The organism is Streptomyces sp. (assembly GCF_031178505.1).
GTDB classification, from domain to species: Bacteria; Actinomycetota; Actinomycetes; order Streptomycetales; family Streptomycetaceae; genus Streptomyces; species Streptomyces gulbargensis.
Window position 1 is genome coordinate 1 of sequence record NZ_JAPSIW010000043.1, and the last position, 19,004, is coordinate 19,004.

Here is a 19,004-nt window from a genome sequence, read left to right on the forward strand (position 1 = left end):
CGAACAGGAGGGCGGGGCGGTCAGCCGTTGCGTCGGAGCGCCTCGGAGAGGCGGGCGGCGGCGTCGATGACCGCCTGGGCGTGCATACGGCCCGGGTGGCGGGTCAGGCGCTCGATCGGGCCCGAGACCGACACGGCGGCCACCACGCGGTTCGAGGGGCCGCGCACGGGCGCGGAGACGGACGCCACGCCGGGCTCCCGCTCGCCGATCGACTGGGCCCAGCCGCGGCGCCGCACGCCCGACAGGGCCGTCGCCGTGAAGCGGGCGCCCTGGAGGCCGCGGTGCAGCCGCTCGGGCTCCTCCCAGGCCATCAGGATCTGCGCGGACGAGCCGGCCTTCATGGTCAGCGTCGAGCCGACCGGGACCGTGTCCCGCAGACCGGACAGCCGCTCGGCCGCCGCCACGCAGATGCGCATGTCGCCCTGGCGCCGGTAGAGCTGCGCGCTCTCGCCGGTCACGTCGCGCAGGTGCGTCAGCACCGGCCCGGCGGTCGCGAGCAGGCGGTCCTCGCCGGCCGCGGCGGCGAGCTCCGCGAGCCGCGGTCCGAGGATGAACCGGCCCTGCATGTCGCGGGCCACCATCCGGTGGTGTTCCAGTGCCACGGCGAGACGGTGTGCCGTGGGTCGTGCGAGTCCCGTCGCCGCGACCAGACCTGCGAGGGTGGCCGGACCGGACTCCAGGGCGCTCAGGACAAGGGCTGCCTTGTCGAGAACGCCTACGCCGCTAGAGTTGTCCATGCAACGATATTCGCGTCTCACTCTGTGAAACGCAAGTTCAATTTTCCCGGGAACTTGTCACTCTGGTGAGGCGGCCGCACAACGGCCCGCCAAACGGGTCTCTAGTGGTGCCGGCGCAGCCGCCGGCCGGAGGGAAAGCGATGGGTAGGACACTCGCGGAGAAGGTCTGGGACGACCATGTCGTCCGGCGCGCCGAAGGCGAGCCCGACCTCCTCTTCATCGATCTGCACCTGCTGCACGAGGTGACCAGCCCCCAGGCGTTCGACGGGCTCCGCCAGAACGGACGGCAGGTGCGGCGCCTCGACCTCACCATCGCCACCGAGGACCACAACACCCCGACCCTCGACATCGACAAGCCGATCGCCGACCCGGTCTCCCGCGCCCAGCTGGAGACCCTGCGGAAGAACTGCGCCGAGTTCGGCGTGCGGCTGCACCCCCTGGGCGACGTCGAGCAGGGCGTCGTCCACGTGGTGGGACCGCAGCTGGGCCTGACCCAGCCCGGCACCACCGTCGTCTGCGGCGACTCCCACACCTCCACCCACGGCGCCTTCGGCGCTCTCGCCTTCGGCATCGGCACCAGCCAGGTCGAGCACGTGCTCGCCACCCAGACCCTGCCCCTGGCCCGCCCGAAGACCATGGCGATCACCGTCGACGGCGAGCTGCCCGAGGACGTCACCGCCAAGGACCTGATCCTGGCGATCATCGCGAAGATCGGCACCGGCGGCGGCCAGGGCTACATCCTGGAGTACCGCGGCTCGGCCATCGAGAAACTCTCGATGGAGGCCCGGATGACCATCTGCAACATGTCCATCGAGGCCGGCGCCCGGGCGGGCATGATCGCCCCCGACGAGACCACCTTCGCCTACCTCAAGGGCCGCGCCCACGCCCCCGAGGGCGAGGACTGGGACGCCGCCGTCGCGTACTGGAAGACCCTGCGGACCGACGAGGACGCCGTCTTCGACGCCGAGGTCGTCATCGACGCCGCCGAGCTCGCGCCGTTCGTCACCTGGGGCACCAATCCGGGCCAGGGCGCGCCGCTTTCGGCACGCGTCCCCGACCCCGCTTCGTACGAAGACGCTTCGGAGCGCCTGGCCGCCGAAAAGGCCCTGGAATACATGGGGTTGACCGCCGGACAGCCGCTGCGCGACATCACCGTCGACACCGTCTTCGTAGGCTCCTGCACCAACGGCCGCATCGAGGACCTGCGCAACGCCGCCGAGCTGCTGAAGGGCCGCAAGGTCGCCGACGGCGTCCGCATGCTGGTCGTCCCCGGCTCGGTGCGGGTCGCCCTCCAGGCCGTCGAGGAGGGCCTGGACAAGGTCTTCAAGGAGGCCGGCGCCGAATGGCGGCACGCGGGCTGCTCCATGTGCCTGGGCATGAACCCCGACCAACTCGCGCCGGGCGAGCGCTCCGCGTCCACCTCCAACCGCAACTTCGAGGGCCGGCAGGGCAAGGGCGGCCGCACCCACCTGGTCTCCCCCCAGGTCGCCGCCGCCACCGCCGTCCTCGGCCACCTGGCCTCCCCGGCCGATCTGTCCGACGTCGCCACCACCGCGGGGGTCTGAGAACGATGGAAGCCTTCACCACGCACACCGGCCGGGCCGTCCCGCTGCGCCGCAGCAACGTCGACACCGACCAGATCATCCCCGCCCACTGGCTCAAGAAGGTCACCCGGGACGGGTTCGAGGACGGCCTCTTCGAGGCCTGGCGCAAGGACCCCGAGTTCGTCCTCAACCGCCCCGAGCGGGAGGGTGCCACGGTCCTGGTCGCCGGCCCCGACTTCGGCACCGGCTCCTCCCGTGAGCACGCCGTCTGGGCGCTGCAGAACTACGGCTTCAAGGCCGTCATCTCCTCCCGCTTCGCCGACATCTTCCGTGGCAACTCGCTGAAGAACGGCCTGCTGACCGTCGTCCTGCCGCAGGAGACGGTGGACGCGCTGTGGGAGCTGACCGAGGCCGACCCGACCGCCGAGGTCACCGTCGACCTGGAGCGCCGCAAGGTCCTCGCCGCCGGAATCGACGCCGACTTCGAGCTCGACGAGAACGCCCGCTGGCGCCTGCTGAACGGCCTCGACGACATCAGCCTCACCCTTCAGAACGAAGCGGACATCGCGGCCTACGAGGCGGCCCGGCCGTCCTTCAAGCCCCGTACAATTACGGCCTGAGCAGCGCTTTTCCAAGACTGCGCCCCCCACCCTCCGGTGGGGGGCGCAGTCGCTTGTTGAGACCCTGTCGGGCGACAACTCGCCCCAGATGGCACAATCGGTGCATGGAACGCGACAGCCAACTCGAGCTCTACGAGGCAGTCGCCGCCCGATTGAAAGAAGCGCACACAAGGGTGCGCGCACTGCAAGTCCCGGAGGGCGTAAGGATGGCGCTGTCCCGGAAGCTGCTGGTCGTCACGGCCGCGGCGAAGCACGATCTCAAGGACGCGGCAGCGCGTCTGGACCGGTTGATGAAGGACCTCGACGAGGGCCGATTCCCAGAGGACGACTGACACCAGGAACTCCGCGACGAGTCTTCCGCGTTGCGGCACTAGGGTGATTAGCCCGTTTCGTGTTTGATTTGCGGTATATACATGCCTAACGTGCGAAAAAGCTTGAACACTTTCGTTCTGGCAATGTCTCCGAAGGGGAAGACGTGAACAAGGCGCAGCTCGTAGAAGCGATTGCCGACAAGATGGGCGGTCGCCAGCAGGCCGCCGATGCCGTCGACCACGTGCTCGACGCCATCGTGCGTGCCGTGGTCGCCGGCGACCGGGTCTCGGTCACCGGCTTCGGCTCGTTCGAGAAGGTCGACCGTCCCGCCCGGTACGCCCGCAACCCGCAGACGGGTGAGCGCGTCCGGGTGAAGAAGACCTCCGTCCCCCGCTTCCGCGCAGGTCAGGGCTTCAAGGACCTGGTCAGCGGGTCGAAGAAGCTCCCCAAGGGCGGCGAAGTCTCCGTCAAGAAGGCCCCCAAGGGCAGCCTGACCGGCGGAGCCTCGGCCACCGTCAAGAAGGCCGCCGCCAAGAAGGCCACCACCGCCAAGAAGGCCGCCGCGAAGAAGGCGACCCCGGCGAAGAAGACGGCCACCACCGCCACCGCGGCGAAGAAGGCGACGCCCGCGAAGAAGACCACGACCACGGCCTCCGCCGCGAAGAAGGCGACGCCGGCGAAGAAGACGGCCACGACCACGGCCTCCGCCGCGAAGAAGGCGACCCCGGCGAAGAAGACGGCCACCACCGCCGCCGCGACGAAGAAGACCGCCGCGAAGAAGACCGCTCCGGCCAAGAAGGCCACCGCGAAGAAGGCTCCCGCCAAGAAGACGACGGCGCGCAAGACCACCGCCAAGAAGACCGCCGCCAAGAAGTAAGGACGCGGTACGTCCGTCCGCCGGGCCGGGCTCCCACCGGGGAGCCCGGCCCGCGGCGCGTCATGACCCCCGGCGTCCGGTGGCCCGGGGCCGCCGCCCCGCGTACGGGGCGTCCGCGGGTGATCCCGACACAACGCCGGGGGAGCGCGCGTGCGCAGGGGGGTGTGGCACCTCTCAGGCGAAGCTCTGGGGGAGTCGCGTGCCGGGCGTGGCTGTCCCGACCCGGCCTAGGGGGTGGTGTCTCGCCGATCTTGCCGGGCTCGCGACGCCGGGCACCGCGCCTCGCCGCGTTGTCGTCGGTCGCCGATGCTCCGCATGGACTCCCTCCTCCGCCTCGCGACGCACGGCGCCGGACGCCTCTCCCTGACCCGGCCTGATCGACAGGACACCCCCTAGAAGGTCTGCAGCGTCACCAAGGTGATCCGCGGCGCCCCGCCGCCGGTGCCCGGCTCCGTCTCGATCCGCACCCGCTGCCCCGGCCGCAGCAGCCGCAGCCCGCCCGCCTCGAAGGCCTCCGCCCCGAACTCCACCGGGGTACCGTCGTCGAGCAGCACACTTCCGGTGCGGGTCTCGGGGTCGTACGTGAACGCGGTCGCCTGCATGGTCCGCAGCCTATCCGGCCACCGGCAGCCAGCGGGCCGCCGTCCGCGGGCCGAGCCCCAGCGCCCGGGCCGCCGCCAGATCCTCGCCCGTGTCCACGTCCCGGCGGACGGAATCCACTCCCGCCGGCCGTATTTCCACCGCCCCCGTGGACAAATGCCGCAGCCGCGACGGACCCCCGAATGCCGGTTCCAATTCCACTCCCGGCGCGGCCGAGAGGAATGTCGTACCTATTTCGGCGGCATCCGCGAGAAATGCCCGCGGAAATTGTCGGGCCGCGTCCAGGACCAGCGTCAGCTCGGCCGGCCGCAGCGCCGGAAGGTCCGCGCCGAGCGCCGCCACCCGCGCCCCCGGCCGCTCCCGGCGGACCGCGCGCACCCCGTGCGCGAGGGCCGCGTTGAGCCCCGCCCCCGGAACGTCCGGCTCGATCCGCGCCCCCACCGCGGCCAGGGCCGCGCCCGCCGCCGGGTCGTCGGTGACGACCGTCACGTCCCGCACCCGGGGGCAGGCCAGGGCCGCCCCCACCGTGTCCTCGGCGAAGGCCAGCGCCAGCCGGGGCCGCAGCCGGTCGCCCGCCGAGGGCGTCAGCCGGCTCTTGGCCCGCGACAGGGGTTTCAGGGGGACGACCAGGGACCAGCCGTCGTCGGCGTCGGTGTTCATCGCACCCCATTCTGTCCCGCCCGCCCGGTCCGGCCAGGGGCCCGGGGCGTACCGTGTCCTCGACAGAGCAGGAGCATGGGGCGACACTTGACCCCCTGCCAGCAAGACCCGGAGAAAGGTGTCCGCGTGCCCCGCCGCAGAATCGGCTTCTGGTACCGCCTCGCGGCGGTCATCGCCAAACCCCCCCTGGTGGTTCTGTTCAAGCGGGACTGGCGCGGCATGGAGCACATTCCGGCCGACGGCGGATTCATCACCGCGGTCAACCACAACTCCTACCTGGACCCGCTGTCGTACGCGCACTACCAGTACAACACCGGGCGCGTCCCCCGCTTCCTCGCCAAGGCCGCCCTCTTCAGGGGCTCCTTCGTCGGCATGATGCTCCGCGGCACCGGGCAGATCCCCGTCTACCGCGAGACCACCAACGCCCTCGACGCCTTCCGGGCCGCCGTCGACGCCATCGAACGCGGCGAGTGCGTCGCCTTCTACCCCGAGGGAACGCTCACCCGCGACCCCGCCATGTGGCCGATGGCCGGCAAGACCGGCGCCGCCCGCGTCGCGCTGCTCACCAAGGCGCCCGTCATCCCGGTGGCCCAGTGGGGCGCCAACCTCGCGATGCCGCCGTACGCGAAGGAGAACAAGCTCAGCCTGTTCCCCCGCAAGACGCTGACGGTGCAGGCGGGCCCGCCGGTCGACCTCTCGCGCTTCTACGACCTGGAGCCCACGCCCGACGTGCTGCGCGAGGCCACCGAGGTCATCATGGCGGCCATCACCGCGCTCCTGGAGGAGATCCGCGGCGAGAAGGCGCCCGCCGAACCGTACGACCACCGCAAGGCCCGTCTGGAGCAGCGGCGCAAGGCCGCCGAGGGAGGCGCCAAGTGACCAGGGCGGCCGTCTTCGGCAACGGATCCTGGGGGACCGCCTTCGCGATGGTCCTCGCCGACGCGGGCTGCGAGGTCAGCCTCTGGGGCCGGCGCGCCGAACTCGCGGACACGATCAACCGCACCGGCGTCAACCCCGACTACCTCCCCGGCGTCGAACTCCCCAAGGGCATCACGGCCACCGCCGACCCGGCCGAGGCCGCCGCGGGCGCCGACTTCACCGTCCTGGTCGTCCCCTCCCAGACCCTCCGCGGCAACCTCGCCGCCTGGGCGCCCTCGCTCGCCCCCGGCACCGTCCTCGTCTCCCTCATGAAGGGCGTCGAACTCGGCACCGCCAAGCGGATGAGCGAGGTGATCCAGGAGGTCGCGGACGTGCCCGCCGACCGGGTGGCGGTCCTCACCGGACCCAACCTGGCCAAGGAGATCGCCGCCCGGCAGCCCGCGGCCGCCGTCGCCGCCTGCGCCGACGAGAGCGTCGCCCAGCGGCTCCAGGCCGCCTGCATGACCCCGTACTTCCGCCCGTACACCAACACCGACGTCGTCGGCTGCGAACTCGGCGGGGCGGTCAAGAACGTCATCGGGCTCGCCGTCGGCATCGCCGACGGCATGGGCCTGGGCGACAACTCCAAGGCCACGCTCATCACCCGCGGCCTCGCCGAGACCACCCGCCTCGGCCTCGCCATGGGCGCCGACCCGCTCACCTTCTCCGGTCTCGCGGGCCTCGGTGACCTCGTCGCCACCTGCTCCTCGCCGCTCTCCCGGAACCACACCTTCGGCACGAACCTCGGCCGGGGCATGACCCTCCAGGAGACCATCGCGGCCACCAAGCAGACCGCCGAGGGCGTCAAGTCCTGTGAGTCGGTGCTCGATCTGGCCCGCCGCCACGGGGTCGACATGCCGATCACCGAGACCGTCGTCTCCATCGTCCACGAGGGCAAGCCGCCGATCGTCGCCCTCAAGGAGCTGATGTCGCGGTCCGCCAAGCCCGAACGCCGCTGAGCGGTACGGCCCGGCGGACCGGCGCCGCCGAACGGCCCCCCGCCGCTGGGCCGGACGCGCGAGGGCGGAGCGGGGCGCTCAGGAGTTCGGGTGCAGCAGGGTACCCTCGTCGCGATATGAGCGAGAACACCCAGAGCCCCCGCAAGCCGCGCGTGGCCGTCGTCTTCGGCGGCCGCAGCTCCGAGCACGCCATCTCCGTCGTCACGGCCGGCGCCGTCCTGAGCGCCATCGACCGGGACAAGTACGACGTGCTGCCCATCGGCATCACGACGGACGGGCGCTGGGCGCTCACCGCCGACGCGCCGGAGCGGATGGCCATCGCCGACCGTGCCCTGCCGAACGTCGCCGACCTGGCCGAGTCCGAGGAGGGCGGCGTCGTCCTCCCCGTCGACCCCGCCAACCGCGAGGTCGTCCTGGCCGAGCCCGGCGCCGTCCCCAAGGCCCTCGGCGAGGTCGACGTGGTCTTCCCGATGCTCCACGGCCCGTACGGCGAGGACGGCACCCTCCAGGGCCTCCTGGAGCTCTCCGGCATCCCCTACGTCGGCGCCGGCGTCCTCGCCTCCGCCGTCGGCCAGGACAAGGAGTACATGAAGCGGATCTTCGTCTCGTACGGCCTGCCCGTCGGCCCGTACGAGGTGGTCCGCCCCCGCGAGTGGGACCAGAACCCGGCCGCCGCCCGCAAGAAGATCGTCGAGTTCGCCGCCGACCACGGCTGGCCGCTGTTCGTGAAGCCGGCCCGCGGCGGGTCCTCCATGGGCATCACCAAGGTGGACGACCTCTCCGGCCTCGACGAGGCCATCGAGGAGGCCCGCCGCCACGACCCGAAGATCCTGGTCGAGGCGCTGGTGAGGGGCCGCGAGATCGAGTGCGGCGTCCTGGAGTTCGAGGACGGCCCGCGCGCCAGCGTCCCGGCCGAGATCCCGGCCGTCACCGACCACGACTTCTACGACTTCGAGGCCAAGTACATCGACTCGGCCTCCGGGATCGTGCCCGCCCCCATCGGCGAGGAGGCCACCGCCGAGGTCCAGCGCCTCGCCGTCGCCGCCTACGAGGCCGTCTCCTGCGAGGGCCTGGTCCGCGCCGACTTCTTCCTCACCGAGGACGGCGACTTCGTCATCAACGAGATCAACACGATGCCCGGCTTCACGCCGATCTCCATGTACCCGCGCATGTGGCAGGAGAGCGGCGTGAGCTACCCCGAGCTGGTCGACCGGCTGATCGAGGCCGCGCTGACCCGCTCCACGGGCCTGCGCTAGCCGTCCGTCCCCGGGAGCCGGCCGCGCACGCGGGGCCGGCTCCCGGGGCACGTCCGGGCCGTGTCAGGAGCACGCGTCGGCCGCGAGCGCGCACGGGATCGTCGCCGAGACCGGCTCCGCGAGCGCCGCGAGCGGCCCCGCGTCGTGCGCGAACCGCTCGTCCAGGCTCACCTCCACGTACGTCCTGCGGTACACGGAGGTGAACCGGGTCCCGCCGCCCTCCGGACGCTCCAGCATCCAGTTGACGCCGTTGGCGGAGACCCCCTGCGCCTTCGGATCGCTCATCTTTTCGGGCCGGGGGACCCCGCAGCGCAGTACGATCGCACCGTCACCCCACCCGGCGGTCAGCTCGGAGCCGGGATCGGGATCGGTCCGCTCCAGCCCCGCCACGGTGTCGGGCAGCTCCTTCGCCAGTGCCTGGCAGAGGGCAGCCTCCGCCGCCGGCGGGCTGGGAACCGCCACGGACGCCCCGGTGTCCCACGGGACGCACCCGGCGACGGTCAGCAGCAGGGCGGCGGCCGACAGGGCGGAGGGCAGGCCGAAGGGCCGGTGGGAAGACGTCACCGGCCAAGCGTAGACGGGGGCTACAGATGAACGACCGGGCAGGTGAGCGTGCGCGTGATGCCGTCCACTTGCTGGACCTTGGCGACGACCATGCGCCCGAGCTCGTCCACCGTGTCGGCCTGCGCGCGCACGATGACGTCGTACGGTCCGGTCACGTCCTCGGCCTGGATCACCCCCGGGATCTTGGAGATGGTGTCGGCGACGGTCGACGCCTTGCCCACCTCGGTCTGAATAAGGATGTACGCCTGTACCACGGAACCTCCAGGGCGACCACGAGGATCGTGTGGGAGAAAGAGACGCCACGTTATCGCGTCGCCGCGGGCCGCGGGGAGACCCACGTGATCCAAAGCGTCCGGGTTGTGGCGTACACAGGACAGAAGTTGACGGTCTACTTGACGGTACCCAGCACGGTGACGGCCCGCGACCCGCGGTGCGCGACGACGCTCCGCCGCCCGCCGGCCGGCACGACGACACGAGGTGAGACGCGGTGAAGGGCACAGTCGGAGAGCTGGGCGAGTTCGGGCTCATCAGGGAGCTCACGTCCCGGCTCACCTCCACCCCGGCGGTACGGATCGGGCCCGGCGACGACGCCGCGGTCGTCTCCGCCCCCGACCGGCGCGTGGTGGCCAGCACGGACATCCTGCTCGAAGGACGTCACTTCCGGCGCGACTGGTCCACGGCGTACGACGTCGGGCGCAAGGCCGCCGCCCAGAACCTCGCCGACATCGCCGCCATGGGCGCGGTCCCCACCGCGCTCCTCCTCGGCCTCGTCGTCCCCGCCGAACTGCCCGTCACCTGGCCCACCGAACTCATGGACGGGCTGCGCGACGAATGTCAGGTCGCGGGCGCGGCGGTGGTCGGCGGCGACGTCGTCCGCGGCGACACGATCATGGTCTCCATCACCGCCCTCGGCGACCTCCGCAACCACGACCCGGTCACCCGCGGCGGCGCGCAGCCCGGCGACGTCGTCGCCTACACCGGCTGGCTCGGCTGGTCCGCCGCCGGCTACGCGGTCCTCTCCCGGGGCTTCCGCTCCCCGCGTGCCTTCGTCGAGGCCCACCGCAGGCCCGAACCGCCCTACCACGCGGGTCCCGCCGCCGCCGGGCTCGGCGCCACCGCCATGTGCGACGTCAGCGACGGCCTCATCGCCGACCTCGGCCACATCGCGGAGGCCAGCAAGGTCCGCATCGACCTGCGCTCCGGGCTCATCGACATCCCCACCCAGATGAACGACATCGGCCAGGCCGTCGGCGTCGACCCCATGCAGTGGGTGCTGACCGGAGGGGAGGACCACGCCATCGTGGCCACCTTCCCGCCCGACGTGAAGCTCCCCGCCCGCTGGAAGGTCATCGGAGAGGTCCTCCACCCCTCCGCCCTTCCCCAGGTCACCGTGGACGGCGCCCCCTGGCACAGCGCGGGCGGCTGGGACCACTTCGGGGAGACGGAGTGACCGCCCCGCCGCTGGTGCTGACCGTCGCCGGATCCGACTCCGGCGGCGGCGCCGGCATCCAGGCCGACCTCAAGACGATGCTCGCCCTCGGCGTCCACGGCATGAGCGTCCTCACCGCCGTCACGGCGCAGAACTCGCGGGGCGTCCACGGCGTCTGGGAGCTTCCGGAGGAGGCCGTACGCGCCCAGTACCGGGCCGTCGTGGACGACATCGGCGTCCACGCCGTGAAGACCGGCATGCTCGCCACCGCCCCGCTCGTCGAGACCGTCGCCGGGCTGCTCGCCGGCACCCCCGGGGTGCCCGTCGTCGTGGACCCCGTCGGCGTCTCCAAGCACGGCGACCCGCTCCTCGCCGCCTCCGCCCTGGAGTCCGTACGCGAGCGCCTGCTGCCCACCGCCACGGTCGCCACGCCCAATCTGGACGAGGTGACACAGCTCACGGGCGTGCACGTCGTTTACGAGAGCGACATGAGGACGGCCGCCGAGGCGGTCCTGTCGTACGGACCCGCCTGGGTCCTGATCAAGGGCGGGCACCTGCCCACCGGCCGGGAGGCCGTGGACCTGCTCACCGACGGCACCGAGGAGCACTGGCTCCGCGCCCCGCGCCACGACAACCGGCACACCCACGGCACCGGCTGCACCCTCGCCTCCGCGATCGCCTCGGGCCTCGCGAAGGGCCTGGAGGTGCCGGAGGCCGTACGGCAGGCCAAGGAGTACGTGACGGGGGCCCTCGCCGCCGGCTTCGCCCTGGGGCAGGGCATCGGCCCGGTCGACCACGGCTGGCGCTTCAGAAACCAGGTCGTGTCCTGCCGATCAGGCGCGAGCCGGCAAGATCGGCGAGTCACCCCCTAGGGGTGTCCGGACCGGAAGCGGGTACGGCAAAAGGCCGGTCCACCGAGGTGGACCGGCCTTTCAAGGCAACCGCAGGGGCTGCGCTACGACACGGAAACGTCGCGAATTAGCGCGAGACCTTGCCGGCCTTGATGCACGAGGTGCAGACGTTGAGCCGCTTCGGCGTCCGACCGACCACGGCACGCACGCGCTGGATGTTCGGGTTCCAGCGACGGGACGTACGGCGGTGCGAGTGCGAAATGTTGTTGCCGAAGCCCGGCCCCTTGCCGCAGACGTCGCAGTTGGCAGCCACGGGTCACTCCAAAGACTTCAGATTTACAGTGAAATCCGGCGCACCGGAATCAGGAGTCTGAAGTGGCTTGCCGGGGAACGGCCCGACGTGTGCCGGGCAACCGAAGCAGCATACAACGGCTGCTGCGGTGGAACGAAACTACCATGTCGAGCGCGGACCTCGCCCCGGGCCCCGGTCACGGGCCCGGCACCCCGGGTCTACCCTGCGGTGAGCTCCCGCCGCCCGAAGGAGGCCCCCTTGCCGCGCCCCGTTCCGCCCTCCGAGGAGCTCACCGAGCTCGACGCCGAAGCGGTCCGGACCTGGTGCGCGCGGGCCCTGGACGCCCTCGGGCGGGAGCGCGCCGAGATCGACGCGATCAACGTCTATCCCGTCGCCGACGGGGACACGGGCACCAATCTCTACCTGACCGTCGCCGCCGCCCACGAGGCCGTCGAGGCCGTCTGCGCCGCCGCCGGCACCGCCCCGGACACGGCCGAGACCGTACGGGCCATGGCCCACGGTGCCCTCCTCGGTGCCCGCGGGAACTCCGGCACGATCCTCTCCCAGCTGCTGCGCGGCATGGCCGCCGTCCTCGCCCTCGGAGGTGACGGACCTCACCTCGCCCGCGCCCTGGCGGAGGCCGCCTCCGCCGCCCGCCGGGCCGTCGCCCACCCCGTCGAGGGCACCATCCTCACCGTCGCCGCCTCCGCCGCCGAGGGCTGCGCGGGCGGCGGGGACCTCGCGGAGGTGGCCAGGAACGCCTACGAGCGGGCCAGAGCGGCCCTGGAGACCACCCCCGGCCAACTGGACGCGCTGCGCCGGGCCGGAGTCGTGGACGCCGGGGGCAAGGGCCTCGTCGCCGTGCTCGGCGCCCTCGCCGAGACCGTCACCGGGCACGCCCCTCCGCCCGCCGGCACCGCCCCGTACGCCCCCGTCCCGCTCGTCCCGCCCGTACCGGCCGAGACCTGCCCCGACGGCGAGGGCCCCGCCTACGAGGTCATCTACCTCCTGGAGGCCGACGACGCGGCCGTCGACCTCCTGCGGGGCCGGCTCGACGCCCTGGGGGAGTCGCTCGTCGTCGTCGGCGGCGACGGGCTGTGGAACGTCCACGTGCACGTCGACGACGCCGGCGCCGCCGTCGAGGCCGGCATCGAGGCCGGCCGCCCCCACCGCGTCCGCATCACCCACTTCGCCGCGGCCCCGCCCGCCGCGGCCGCCGAACCCGCCCGGCGCGCGGTCGTCGCCGTCGTCCCCGGCGAAGGCCTGGCCGGCCTCTGCGCCGAGGCCGGCGCCACCACCGTCCTCGCCCGGCCCGGCGAGCCCCCCGCGGGCGACGCGCTCCTCGACGCCGTCCGGCGGGCCCACGCCCGCGAGATCGTCCTGCTGCCCAACGACACCGAACTGAGGCAGGCCGCCGCCGCCACCGCCGAACGCGCCCGCGCCGAAGGCATCCGCGTCGCCCTCATCCCCACCCGCGCCGCCGTCCAGGGCATCGCCGCCCTCGCCGTCCACGAACCCGGCCGCAGCTTCGACGAGGACGTCGTCGCCATGACCGCCGCCGCCGGCGCCACCCGCTACGCCGAACTCGCCGTCGCCGAACGCCGCTCCTTCACCTCCGCCGGCGTCTGCCAGGCCGGCGACGTCCTCGGCCTCATCGAGGGCGACGTCGCCGTCATCGGCCGGGACCTCACCGAGACCGCCCGTACCGTCCTCGACCGGATGCTCCAGGCCGGCGGCGAACTCGTCACCCTCGTCGTCGCCGACGACACGCCGCCCGGCCTCGCCGACACCCTGGAGGCCCACGTCCGCCGCGCCCACCTGGCCGTCGACACCACCACGTACCACGCGGGCGCGGGCGCCCCGCCGCTGCTGATCGGCGTCGAATGACCGCGCCGCGCCGCCCCGTCTGTCGGTGCCGTGGTGTGCAATGGAGCACGTGCCCGCGCTCGACGAACCCCTGAAGAAGTCCCTCGGCCCCGCCACCGCGAAGGTCATGGCCGAGGCACTCGGCCTGCACACGGTCGGCGACCTCCTCCACCACTACCCCCGCCGGTACGCCGAGCGCGGGGAGCTGACCACCCTCTCCGACCTGCCGCTCGACGAGCACGTCACCGTGGTCGCCCAGGTCGCCGACGCCCGGGTGCTCACCTTCAACGGCGCGAAGGGGCGCGGCCAGCGCCTCGAAGTGACCATCACGGACGGCAGCGGCCGGCTGCAACTGGTCTTCTTCGGCAAGGGCGTGCACAAGCCGCACAAGGAACTCCTGCCCGGCACCCGCGCGATGTTCGCCGGCAAGGTCTCCCTCTTCAACCGGCGTCTCCAGCTCGCCCACCCCGCCTACGAACTGCTCCGCGGCGACGGCGAGGCCGCCGAGGCCGTCGGCAGCTGGGCCGCCTCCCTCATCCCGATCTACCCGGCCACCACCAAACTGGAGTCCTGGAAGATCTCCAAGGCCGTCGACGCCGTCCTGCCGAGCGCCGCCGACGCCGTCGACCCGCTCCCGCCCGCCCTCCGCGAGGGCCGCGGTCTCCTCGCCCTCCCCGACGCCCTGCGGCAGATCCACCGCCCCCGCACCAAGGCCGACGTCGCCGCCGCCCGCGACCGGCTCAAGTGGGACGAGGCCTTCGTCCTCCAGGTCGCCCTGGCCCGCCGCCGCCACGCCGACACCCAGCTCCCCGCCGTCGCCCGCCGCCCCGCCCCGGACGGCATCCTCGCCGCCTTCGACGCCAGGCTGCCCTTCACCCTCACCGAGGGCCAGGAGAAGGTCTCCCGGGAGATCTTCGACGACCTCGCCACCGAGCACCCCATGCACCGCCTCCTCCAGGGCGAGGTCGGATCGGGCAAGACGATGGTGGCCCTGCGCGCCATGCTCGCCGTGGTCGACGCCGGGGGACAGGCCGCCCTGCTCGCCCCCACCGAGGTCCTCGCCCAGCAGCACCACCGCTCGGTCACCGAGATGATGGGCGACCTCGCGGAGGGCGGCACGCTCGGCGGCGCCGAGCGCGCCACCAAGGTCGTCCTGCTCACCGGCTCCATGGGCGCCGCCGCCCGCCGCCAGGCCCTGCTCGACCTCGTCACCGGCGAGGCCGGCATCGTCATCGGCACCCACGCCCTCATCGAGGACAAGGTCCGGTTCCACGACCTCGGCCTGGTCGTCGTCGACGAGCAGCACCGCTTCGGCGTCGAGCAGCGCGACGCGCTCCGGGGCAAGGGCAAGCAGCCCCCGCACCTCCTCGTCATGACCGCCACCCCCATCCCGCGCACGGTCGCCATGACCGTCTTCGGCGACCTGGAGACCTCCGTCCTCGACCAGCTGCCCGCGGGCCGCTCCCCGATCGCCAGCCATGTCGTCCCCGCCGCCGACAAGCCGCACTTCCTCACCCGCGCCTGGGAACGGGTCCGCGAGGAGGTCGAGAACGGCCATCAGGCGTACGTGGTCTGCCCCCGCATCGGCGACGACGCCGAGCAGGAGACCGGAGGGAAGAAGACCAAGGCGTCCGCCGGAAACGGCGACGAGGCGGATAGGCGGCCCCCGCTCGCCGTCCTCGACGTCGCCGGGCAGCTCGGCGCCGGCCCCCTCGCGGGCCTCCGCGTCGCCGTCCTGCACGGCCGCATGCACCCCGACGACAAGGACGAGGTGATGCGCCGCTTCGCCGCGGGCGAGCTCGACGTCCTCGTCGCCACCACCGTCATCGAGGTCGGCGTCAACGTCCCCAACGCCACCGTCATGGTGATCATGGACGCCGACCGCTTCGGCGTCTCCCAGCTGCACCAGCTGCGCGGCCGGGTCGGCCGCGGCTCCGCCCCCGGCCTGTGCCTCCTCGTCACCGAGATGCCCGAGGCGAGCCCCGCCCGGCAGCGCCTCGGCGCCGTGGCCGCCACGCTGGACGGCTTCGAACTCTCCCGCATCGACCTCGAACAGCGGCGCGAGGGAGACGTCCTCGGCCAGGCCCAGTCCGGCGCCCGCTCCTCCCTGCGCATGCTCGCCGTCATCGACGACGAGGAGGTCATCGCCGCCGCCCGCGAGGAGGCCACCGCCCTCGTCCTCGCCGACCCGGAGCTCGACGCCCACCCGGGCCTGCGGACCGCCCTCGACGCGCTCCTGGACGAGGAGCGGGAGGAGTACCTGGAGAAGGGATGACGGGGGACGGCGGGCCGGGGGCACCGGATGAGGCGGCGAAGACCGGGGCGGCCATAAGCTGGGGCGTACGTACCGGACGAGCAGGACGAGGACACCGATGACCCGCGTGATCGCCGGCACCGCCGGCGGACGCCGACTGGCCGTGCCGCCCGGCAACGGCACCCGCCCCACCTCCGACCGGGCACGCGAAGGTCTCTTCTCCACCTGGGAGGCCTTCCACGGCCTGGCGGGCGCGCGCGTCGCCGACCTGTACGCCGGGTCCGGCGCCGTCGGCCTCGAAGCGCTCTCCCGGGGCGCCGCGCACGCCCTGCTCGTGGAGGCCGACGCCCGCGCGGCCCGGACGGTGCGGGAGAACATCCGCTCGCTCGGCCTGCCCGGCGCCGAGCTCCGTACCGGCAAGGCCGAGCAGGTCGTCACCGGGCCCGCGCCCGCCGAGCCGTACGACCTGGTCTTCCTCGACCCCCCGTACGCCGTCACCGACGACGCTCTGCGCGAGATCCTCCTCACACTGCGCGCGGGGGGCTGGCTGAGCGAGGATGCCCTGGTGACCGTGGAGCGCAGCACCCGGGGCGGCGAGTTCGGCTGGCCGGAGGGCTTCGAGCCGCTGCGGGCCCGTCGCTACGGCGAGGGAACGTTTTGGTACGGTCGCGCCGCCTCTACGTGCGAAGACGCACGATGACCGGACCGGAGAGCGAGGGACCCAAGTTGCGCCGCGCCGTCTGTCCGGGGTCATTCGACCCCATCACCAACGGACATCTCGACATCATCGCCCGCGCCTCCAAGCTGTACGACGTCGTGCACGTGGCTGTGATGATCAACCAGTCGAAGAAGGGCCTCTTCGAGGTCGAGGAGCGGATCGAGCTGATCCGCGAGGTCACCGCCGACTTCGGCAACGTGGAGGTGGAGTCCTTCCACGGCCTGCTCGTCGACTTCTGCAAGCAGCGGGACATCCCGGCCATCGTCAAGGGCCTGCGGGCGGTCAGCGACTTCGACTACGAGCTCCAGATGGCCCAGATGAACAACGGCCTCTCGGGCGTCGAGACCCTGTTCGTCCCCACCAACCCGACGTACAGCTTCCTCTCCTCCTCGCTGGTCAAGGAGGTCGCGGCCTGGGGCGGCGACGTCTCCCACCTGGTGCCGCCCGCCGTCCTCGGCCGGCTCACCGAGCGCCTCCGGCGGAAGTGACGCGAAGCCACCGTTCCTGACGCTCCGTCACCGGGTGACGGGCGGGCGCCGACTGCCCTTACAGTCGTCCCGTCCGTCTCCATCCAGCTGTTGTAGAGAGTGGCGAGCACCCGGTGGACGTGCAGAAGAAGCTCGACGAGATCGTCGCGACCGTACAGAGCGCCCGCTCCATGCCCATGTCGGCGTCGTGCGTGGTCAACCGGGCCGAGCTGCTCGCCCTGCTCGAAGAGGTACGGGACGCCCTGCCCGGCTCCCTCGCGCAGGCGCAGGAGCTGATCGGCGGCCGGGAGCAGCTCGTGGAGGAGGCCCGGCGGGAGGCGGAGCGGATCATCGAGGCCGCCCACGCCGAGCGGGGCTCGATCGTCTCCGACACCCAGGTCGCCCGGGAGTCCCAGGAGGAGGCCGACCGGATCCTCGCCGAGGCCCGCCGCGAGGCCGAGGAGATCCGCGCCGAGGCCGACGAGTACGTCGACTCCAAGCTCGCCAACTTCGAGGTCGTCCTCAACAAGACCATCGGCGCCGTCGACCGCGGGCGCGAGAAGCTCCTCGGCCGCGGCCCGGGCCTGGACCAGGACGGCTACGCCGACGAGGACGCCCCCGAGTACAGCGCCGACCCCCAGACCCTCATTCACCGGGCCGACGCGTACGTGGACGCCAAACTCGGCGCCTTCGAGGCGGTGCTCAGCAAGACCCTGGAGGCGGTCGGGCGCGGTCGGCAGAAGCTGCACGGCCGGATCGCCACCGACGCCCTCGGCGAGCACATGGCCGCCCAGGAGGGACTGGGCGGCCAGATCCACACCAGCGACGCCGACTACCTGGCCGGCCTCGCGGAGCTCGCCGATCCCCAGCCGGCCGCTCCGGCCCCGGTGCCGGCCGCCGCGCAGGCGCCGGAACAGCCGCCGCACGCCCCCGCCGACCCGTACGGGTACCAGCAGCAGGACCCGTACGCGTACCAGCATCAGCCCGACCCCTACGGGTACCAGCAGCCGCAGCAGACGGACCCGTACGGCTACCAGCAGCAGGATCCCTACGCGTACCAGCAGCCCCAGCAGCACCACCAGCCGCAGCAGCAGGCCGCCGCGCTCGACGAGACCAGCTTCTTCGACACGAGCATGATCGACCTGGAGCAGCTGCGACGGTACGAACAGGGGCAGGGGCAGTAGGGGAACCCCGGCGACCGGAGCCCGGGGCGGCCCGGATTGGGCCCTGGGCGGTGTGTCCAGTATCCTGGCTGTTCGGTCGCGTGTATGTCCGCGATCCATGCTGCCCGCGTACAGCGGCAGTTCCCCTCACGACGATCCGAAGGCAGGAAGAACCCTGAGTACGCGCCTCGACCACCGCAATCCCCTCGTGTTCGACACACACGAGCTGGGACGGCGTCCTGGTGCCCTCCAGCGGATCTCCCGCACGGTCGACGCGCCCAGGGACCTGGGTGTCGCGGGGGTCATCGGAGTGCCCGAGGGCGCGCCGGTGGAGATCGAGCTCCGTCTCGAGTCGGTCATGGAAGGGGTGCTTGTCACAGGCACCGCCCGTGCATCCGCCGAGGGGGAGTGCGTAAGGTGTCTGGAGCCCGTCGAGCTGGAGCTCGACGCGGACTTCCAGGAGATGTTCTCGTACCCCGACTCCGACGACCGGGGCCGCTCCAAGGCGGTCGCGGACGACGAAGCCGAGGACGACGAGAGCATGATCCCCCTCGAGGACGGCATGTTCGACCTCGAGCCCGTGCTGCGTGATGCGGTGGTGCTCGCACTGCCGATGCAGCCGGTGTGCCGGGAGGGCTGTGCGGGTCTGTGTGCCGAGTGCGGGACCAACCTGAACGAGAACCCGGACCACCACCATGACGCCGTCGACATCCGTTGGGCGGCACTGCAGGGACTCGCCGGTTCGCTGGGAACCGACGAGAAGGACAACATGAGCGATGCCGCATCCGGTGTCGACGAGAAGCAGGAGAAGTAGCCGTGGCTGTTCCGAAGCGGAAGATGTCGCGCAGCAACACGCGCCACCGCCGGTCGCAGTGGAAGGCTGCGGTCCCCACCCTGGTTTCGTGTGAGCGTTGCCA

22 protein-coding genes are annotated in these 19,004 nt (G+C 72.4%); 16 read left to right on the plus strand and 6 right to left on the minus strand.

The features are described from left to right. Window positions 1-20 precede the first annotated feature (20 nt). On the minus strand, window positions 21-737 hold the full coding sequence (gene ndgR / locus RIF68_RS06040) for an IclR family transcriptional regulator NdgR (protein ID WP_005311436.1): 717 nt from the start codon (window positions 735-737) through the stop codon (window positions 21-23). A gap of 140 nt (window positions 738-877) precedes the next feature. On the opposite strand from ndgR, the gene leuC reads away from it, so the two are divergent. The 4 genes from leuC (at window position 878) to RIF68_RS06060 (ending at window position 4,090) form a co-directional block, all read left to right on the plus strand. Beyond that, complete coding sequence (leuC, locus tag RIF68_RS06045) at window positions 878-2,302, plus strand: 3-isopropylmalate dehydratase large subunit (RefSeq protein ID WP_309050090.1); 1,425 nt, start codon at window positions 878-880, stop codon at window positions 2,300-2,302. 5 nt (window positions 2,303-2,307) lie between these two features. After that, window positions 2,308-2,901: a 3-isopropylmalate dehydratase small subunit gene (gene leuD / locus RIF68_RS06050; protein WP_309050091.1), complete on the plus strand. Its 594-nt coding sequence runs from the start codon at window positions 2,308-2,310 to the stop codon at window positions 2,899-2,901. A 104-nt stretch (window positions 2,902-3,005) separates the two neighbouring features. Next, window positions 3,006-3,233, plus strand: coding sequence for a hypothetical protein (locus tag RIF68_RS06055; protein ID WP_309050092.1), 228 nt, complete (start codon window positions 3,006-3,008; stop codon window positions 3,231-3,233). A gap of 143 nt (window positions 3,234-3,376) precedes the next feature. Beyond that, complete coding sequence (locus tag RIF68_RS06060; protein ID WP_309050093.1) at window positions 3,377-4,090, plus strand: HU family DNA-binding protein; 714 nt, start codon at window positions 3,377-3,379, stop codon at window positions 4,088-4,090. A gap of 392 nt (window positions 4,091-4,482) precedes the next feature. Here RIF68_RS06060 and RIF68_RS06065 read toward each other — a convergent pair whose 3' ends face one another. Together RIF68_RS06065 and cofC are read right to left on the minus strand one after the other, a co-directional pair. Beyond that, complete coding sequence (locus RIF68_RS06065) at window positions 4,483-4,692, minus strand: hypothetical protein (RefSeq protein ID WP_309050094.1); 210 nt, start codon at window positions 4,690-4,692, stop codon at window positions 4,483-4,485. Between the two features lie 10 nt (window positions 4,693-4,702). Further along, on the minus strand, window positions 4,703-5,350 hold the full coding sequence (gene cofC, locus RIF68_RS06070) for a 2-phospho-L-lactate guanylyltransferase (protein WP_309050095.1): 648 nt from the start codon (window positions 5,348-5,350) through the stop codon (window positions 4,703-4,705). 126 nt (window positions 5,351-5,476) lie between these two features. On the opposite strand from cofC, the gene RIF68_RS06075 reads away from it, so the two are divergent. The 3 genes from RIF68_RS06075 to RIF68_RS06085 all read left to right on the plus strand — a co-directional run bounded on the left by RIF68_RS06075 (window position 5,477) and on the right by RIF68_RS06085 (window position 8,483). Continuing rightward, window positions 5,477-6,229: a lysophospholipid acyltransferase family protein gene (locus RIF68_RS06075; protein WP_309050096.1), complete on the plus strand. Its 753-nt coding sequence runs from the start codon at window positions 5,477-5,479 to the stop codon at window positions 6,227-6,229. Beyond that, complete coding sequence (locus RIF68_RS06080) at window positions 6,226-7,227, plus strand: NAD(P)H-dependent glycerol-3-phosphate dehydrogenase (protein ID WP_309050097.1); 1,002 nt, start codon at window positions 6,226-6,228, stop codon at window positions 7,225-7,227. Before RIF68_RS06075 ends, RIF68_RS06080 begins: the two co-directional genes overlap by 4 nt. Window positions 7,228-7,343: 116 nt before the next feature. Beyond that, window positions 7,344-8,483, plus strand: coding sequence for a D-alanine--D-alanine ligase family protein (locus tag RIF68_RS06085; RefSeq protein ID WP_309050098.1), 1,140 nt, complete (start codon window positions 7,344-7,346; stop codon window positions 8,481-8,483). Between the two features lie 63 nt (window positions 8,484-8,546). Here RIF68_RS06085 and RIF68_RS06090 read toward each other — a convergent pair whose 3' ends face one another. Beyond that, complete coding sequence (locus tag RIF68_RS06090) at window positions 8,547-9,047, minus strand: DUF3515 domain-containing protein (RefSeq protein WP_309050099.1); 501 nt, start codon at window positions 9,045-9,047, stop codon at window positions 8,547-8,549. Window positions 9,048-9,067: 20 nt separating this feature from the next. Next, window positions 9,068-9,301 (minus strand): Lrp/AsnC family transcriptional regulator, encoded by a 234-nt coding sequence (locus RIF68_RS06095; RefSeq protein WP_017947604.1) that lies wholly within the window; start codon window positions 9,299-9,301, stop codon window positions 9,068-9,070. A 233-nt stretch (window positions 9,302-9,534) separates the two neighbouring features. Here RIF68_RS06095 and RIF68_RS06100 point away from each other — a divergent pair, with 233 nt between their 5' ends. Both RIF68_RS06100 and thiD read left to right on the plus strand, forming a co-directional pair. Next, window positions 9,535-10,497, plus strand: a complete 963-nt coding sequence (locus tag RIF68_RS06100) for a thiamine-phosphate kinase (RefSeq protein ID WP_309050100.1) — start codon at window positions 9,535-9,537, stop codon at window positions 10,495-10,497. After that, complete coding sequence (thiD, locus tag RIF68_RS06105; protein WP_309050101.1) at window positions 10,494-11,348, plus strand: bifunctional hydroxymethylpyrimidine kinase/phosphomethylpyrimidine kinase; 855 nt, start codon at window positions 10,494-10,496, stop codon at window positions 11,346-11,348. The genes RIF68_RS06100 and thiD overlap by 4 nt, the downstream gene beginning before the upstream one ends. Window positions 11,349-11,454: 106 nt before the next feature. Here the strand turns inward: thiD and rpmB are convergent, their stop codons facing one another. Continuing rightward, window positions 11,455-11,640: a 50S ribosomal protein L28 gene (gene rpmB / locus RIF68_RS06110; RefSeq protein WP_003957616.1), complete on the minus strand. Its 186-nt coding sequence runs from the start codon at window positions 11,638-11,640 to the stop codon at window positions 11,455-11,457. 237 nt (window positions 11,641-11,877) lie between these two features. On the opposite strand from rpmB, the gene RIF68_RS06115 reads away from it, so the two are divergent. From RIF68_RS06115 to rpmF, 7 genes are all read left to right on the plus strand, one after another. Further along, window positions 11,878-13,506, plus strand: a complete 1,629-nt coding sequence (locus RIF68_RS06115) for a DAK2 domain-containing protein (RefSeq protein WP_309050102.1) — start codon at window positions 11,878-11,880, stop codon at window positions 13,504-13,506. Between the two features lie 40 nt (window positions 13,507-13,546). Next, the gene (gene recG, locus RIF68_RS06120) at window positions 13,547-15,760 is read left to right on the plus strand and encodes an ATP-dependent DNA helicase RecG (protein ID WP_309050103.1); all 2,214 of its coding nucleotides are present in this window, start codon (window positions 13,547-13,549) and stop codon (window positions 15,758-15,760) included. Between the two features lie 97 nt (window positions 15,761-15,857). Continuing rightward, window positions 15,858-16,439, plus strand: a complete 582-nt coding sequence (gene rsmD / locus RIF68_RS06125) for a 16S rRNA (guanine(966)-N(2))-methyltransferase RsmD (RefSeq protein ID WP_309050104.1) — start codon at window positions 15,858-15,860, stop codon at window positions 16,437-16,439. 26 nt (window positions 16,440-16,465) lie between these two features. Then, a complete protein-coding gene (coaD, locus tag RIF68_RS06130; protein ID WP_309050107.1) occupies window positions 16,466-16,945 on the plus strand; it encodes a pantetheine-phosphate adenylyltransferase in 480 nt (159 codons plus the stop codon). A 113-nt stretch (window positions 16,946-17,058) separates the two neighbouring features. Next, window positions 17,059-18,108: an ATP synthase F0 subunit B gene (locus tag RIF68_RS06135; protein WP_309050105.1), complete on the plus strand. Its 1,050-nt coding sequence runs from the start codon at window positions 17,059-17,061 to the stop codon at window positions 18,106-18,108. Window positions 18,109-18,205: 97 nt separating this feature from the next. Beyond that, window positions 18,206-18,901, plus strand: coding sequence for a DUF177 domain-containing protein (locus RIF68_RS06140; RefSeq protein WP_309050106.1), 696 nt, complete (start codon window positions 18,206-18,208; stop codon window positions 18,899-18,901). A gap of 2 nt (window positions 18,902-18,903) precedes the next feature. Beyond that, window positions 18,904-19,004, plus strand: a 101-nt coding sequence (gene rpmF, locus RIF68_RS06145) for a 50S ribosomal protein L32 (protein ID WP_309050108.1), incomplete at its 3' end; no start/stop codon positions are given.

Bases quoted from the DNA above. Each gene is read 5' to 3' on its own strand.
- ndgR (WP_005311436.1), bottom strand. From the start codon at position 737: ATGGACAACTCTAGCGGCGTAGGCGTTCTCGACAAGGCAGCCCTTGTC.
- leuC (WP_309050090.1), top strand. From the start codon at position 878: ATGGGTAGGACACTCGCGGAGAAGGTCTGGGACGACCATGTCGTCCGG.
- leuD (WP_309050091.1), top strand. From the start codon at position 2,308: ATGGAAGCCTTCACCACGCACACCGGCCGGGCCGTCCCGCTGCGCCGC.
- RIF68_RS06055 (WP_309050092.1), top strand. From the start codon at position 3,006: ATGGAACGCGACAGCCAACTCGAGCTCTACGAGGCAGTCGCCGCCCGA.
- RIF68_RS06065 (WP_309050094.1), bottom strand. From the start codon at position 4,692: ATGCAGGCGACCGCGTTCACGTACGACCCCGAGACCCGCACCGGAAGT.
- cofC (WP_309050095.1), bottom strand. From the start codon at position 5,350: ATGAACACCGACGCCGACGACGGCTGGTCCCTGGTCGTCCCCCTGAAA.
- RIF68_RS06085 (WP_309050098.1), top strand. From the start codon at position 7,344: ATGAGCGAGAACACCCAGAGCCCCCGCAAGCCGCGCGTGGCCGTCGTC.
- recG (WP_309050103.1), top strand. From the start codon at position 13,547: ATGGAGCACGTGCCCGCGCTCGACGAACCCCTGAAGAAGTCCCTCGGC.
- rsmD (WP_309050104.1), top strand. From the start codon at position 15,858: ATGACCCGCGTGATCGCCGGCACCGCCGGCGGACGCCGACTGGCCGTG.
- RIF68_RS06140 (WP_309050106.1), top strand. From the start codon at position 18,206: ATGCTGCCCGCGTACAGCGGCAGTTCCCCTCACGACGATCCGAAGGCA.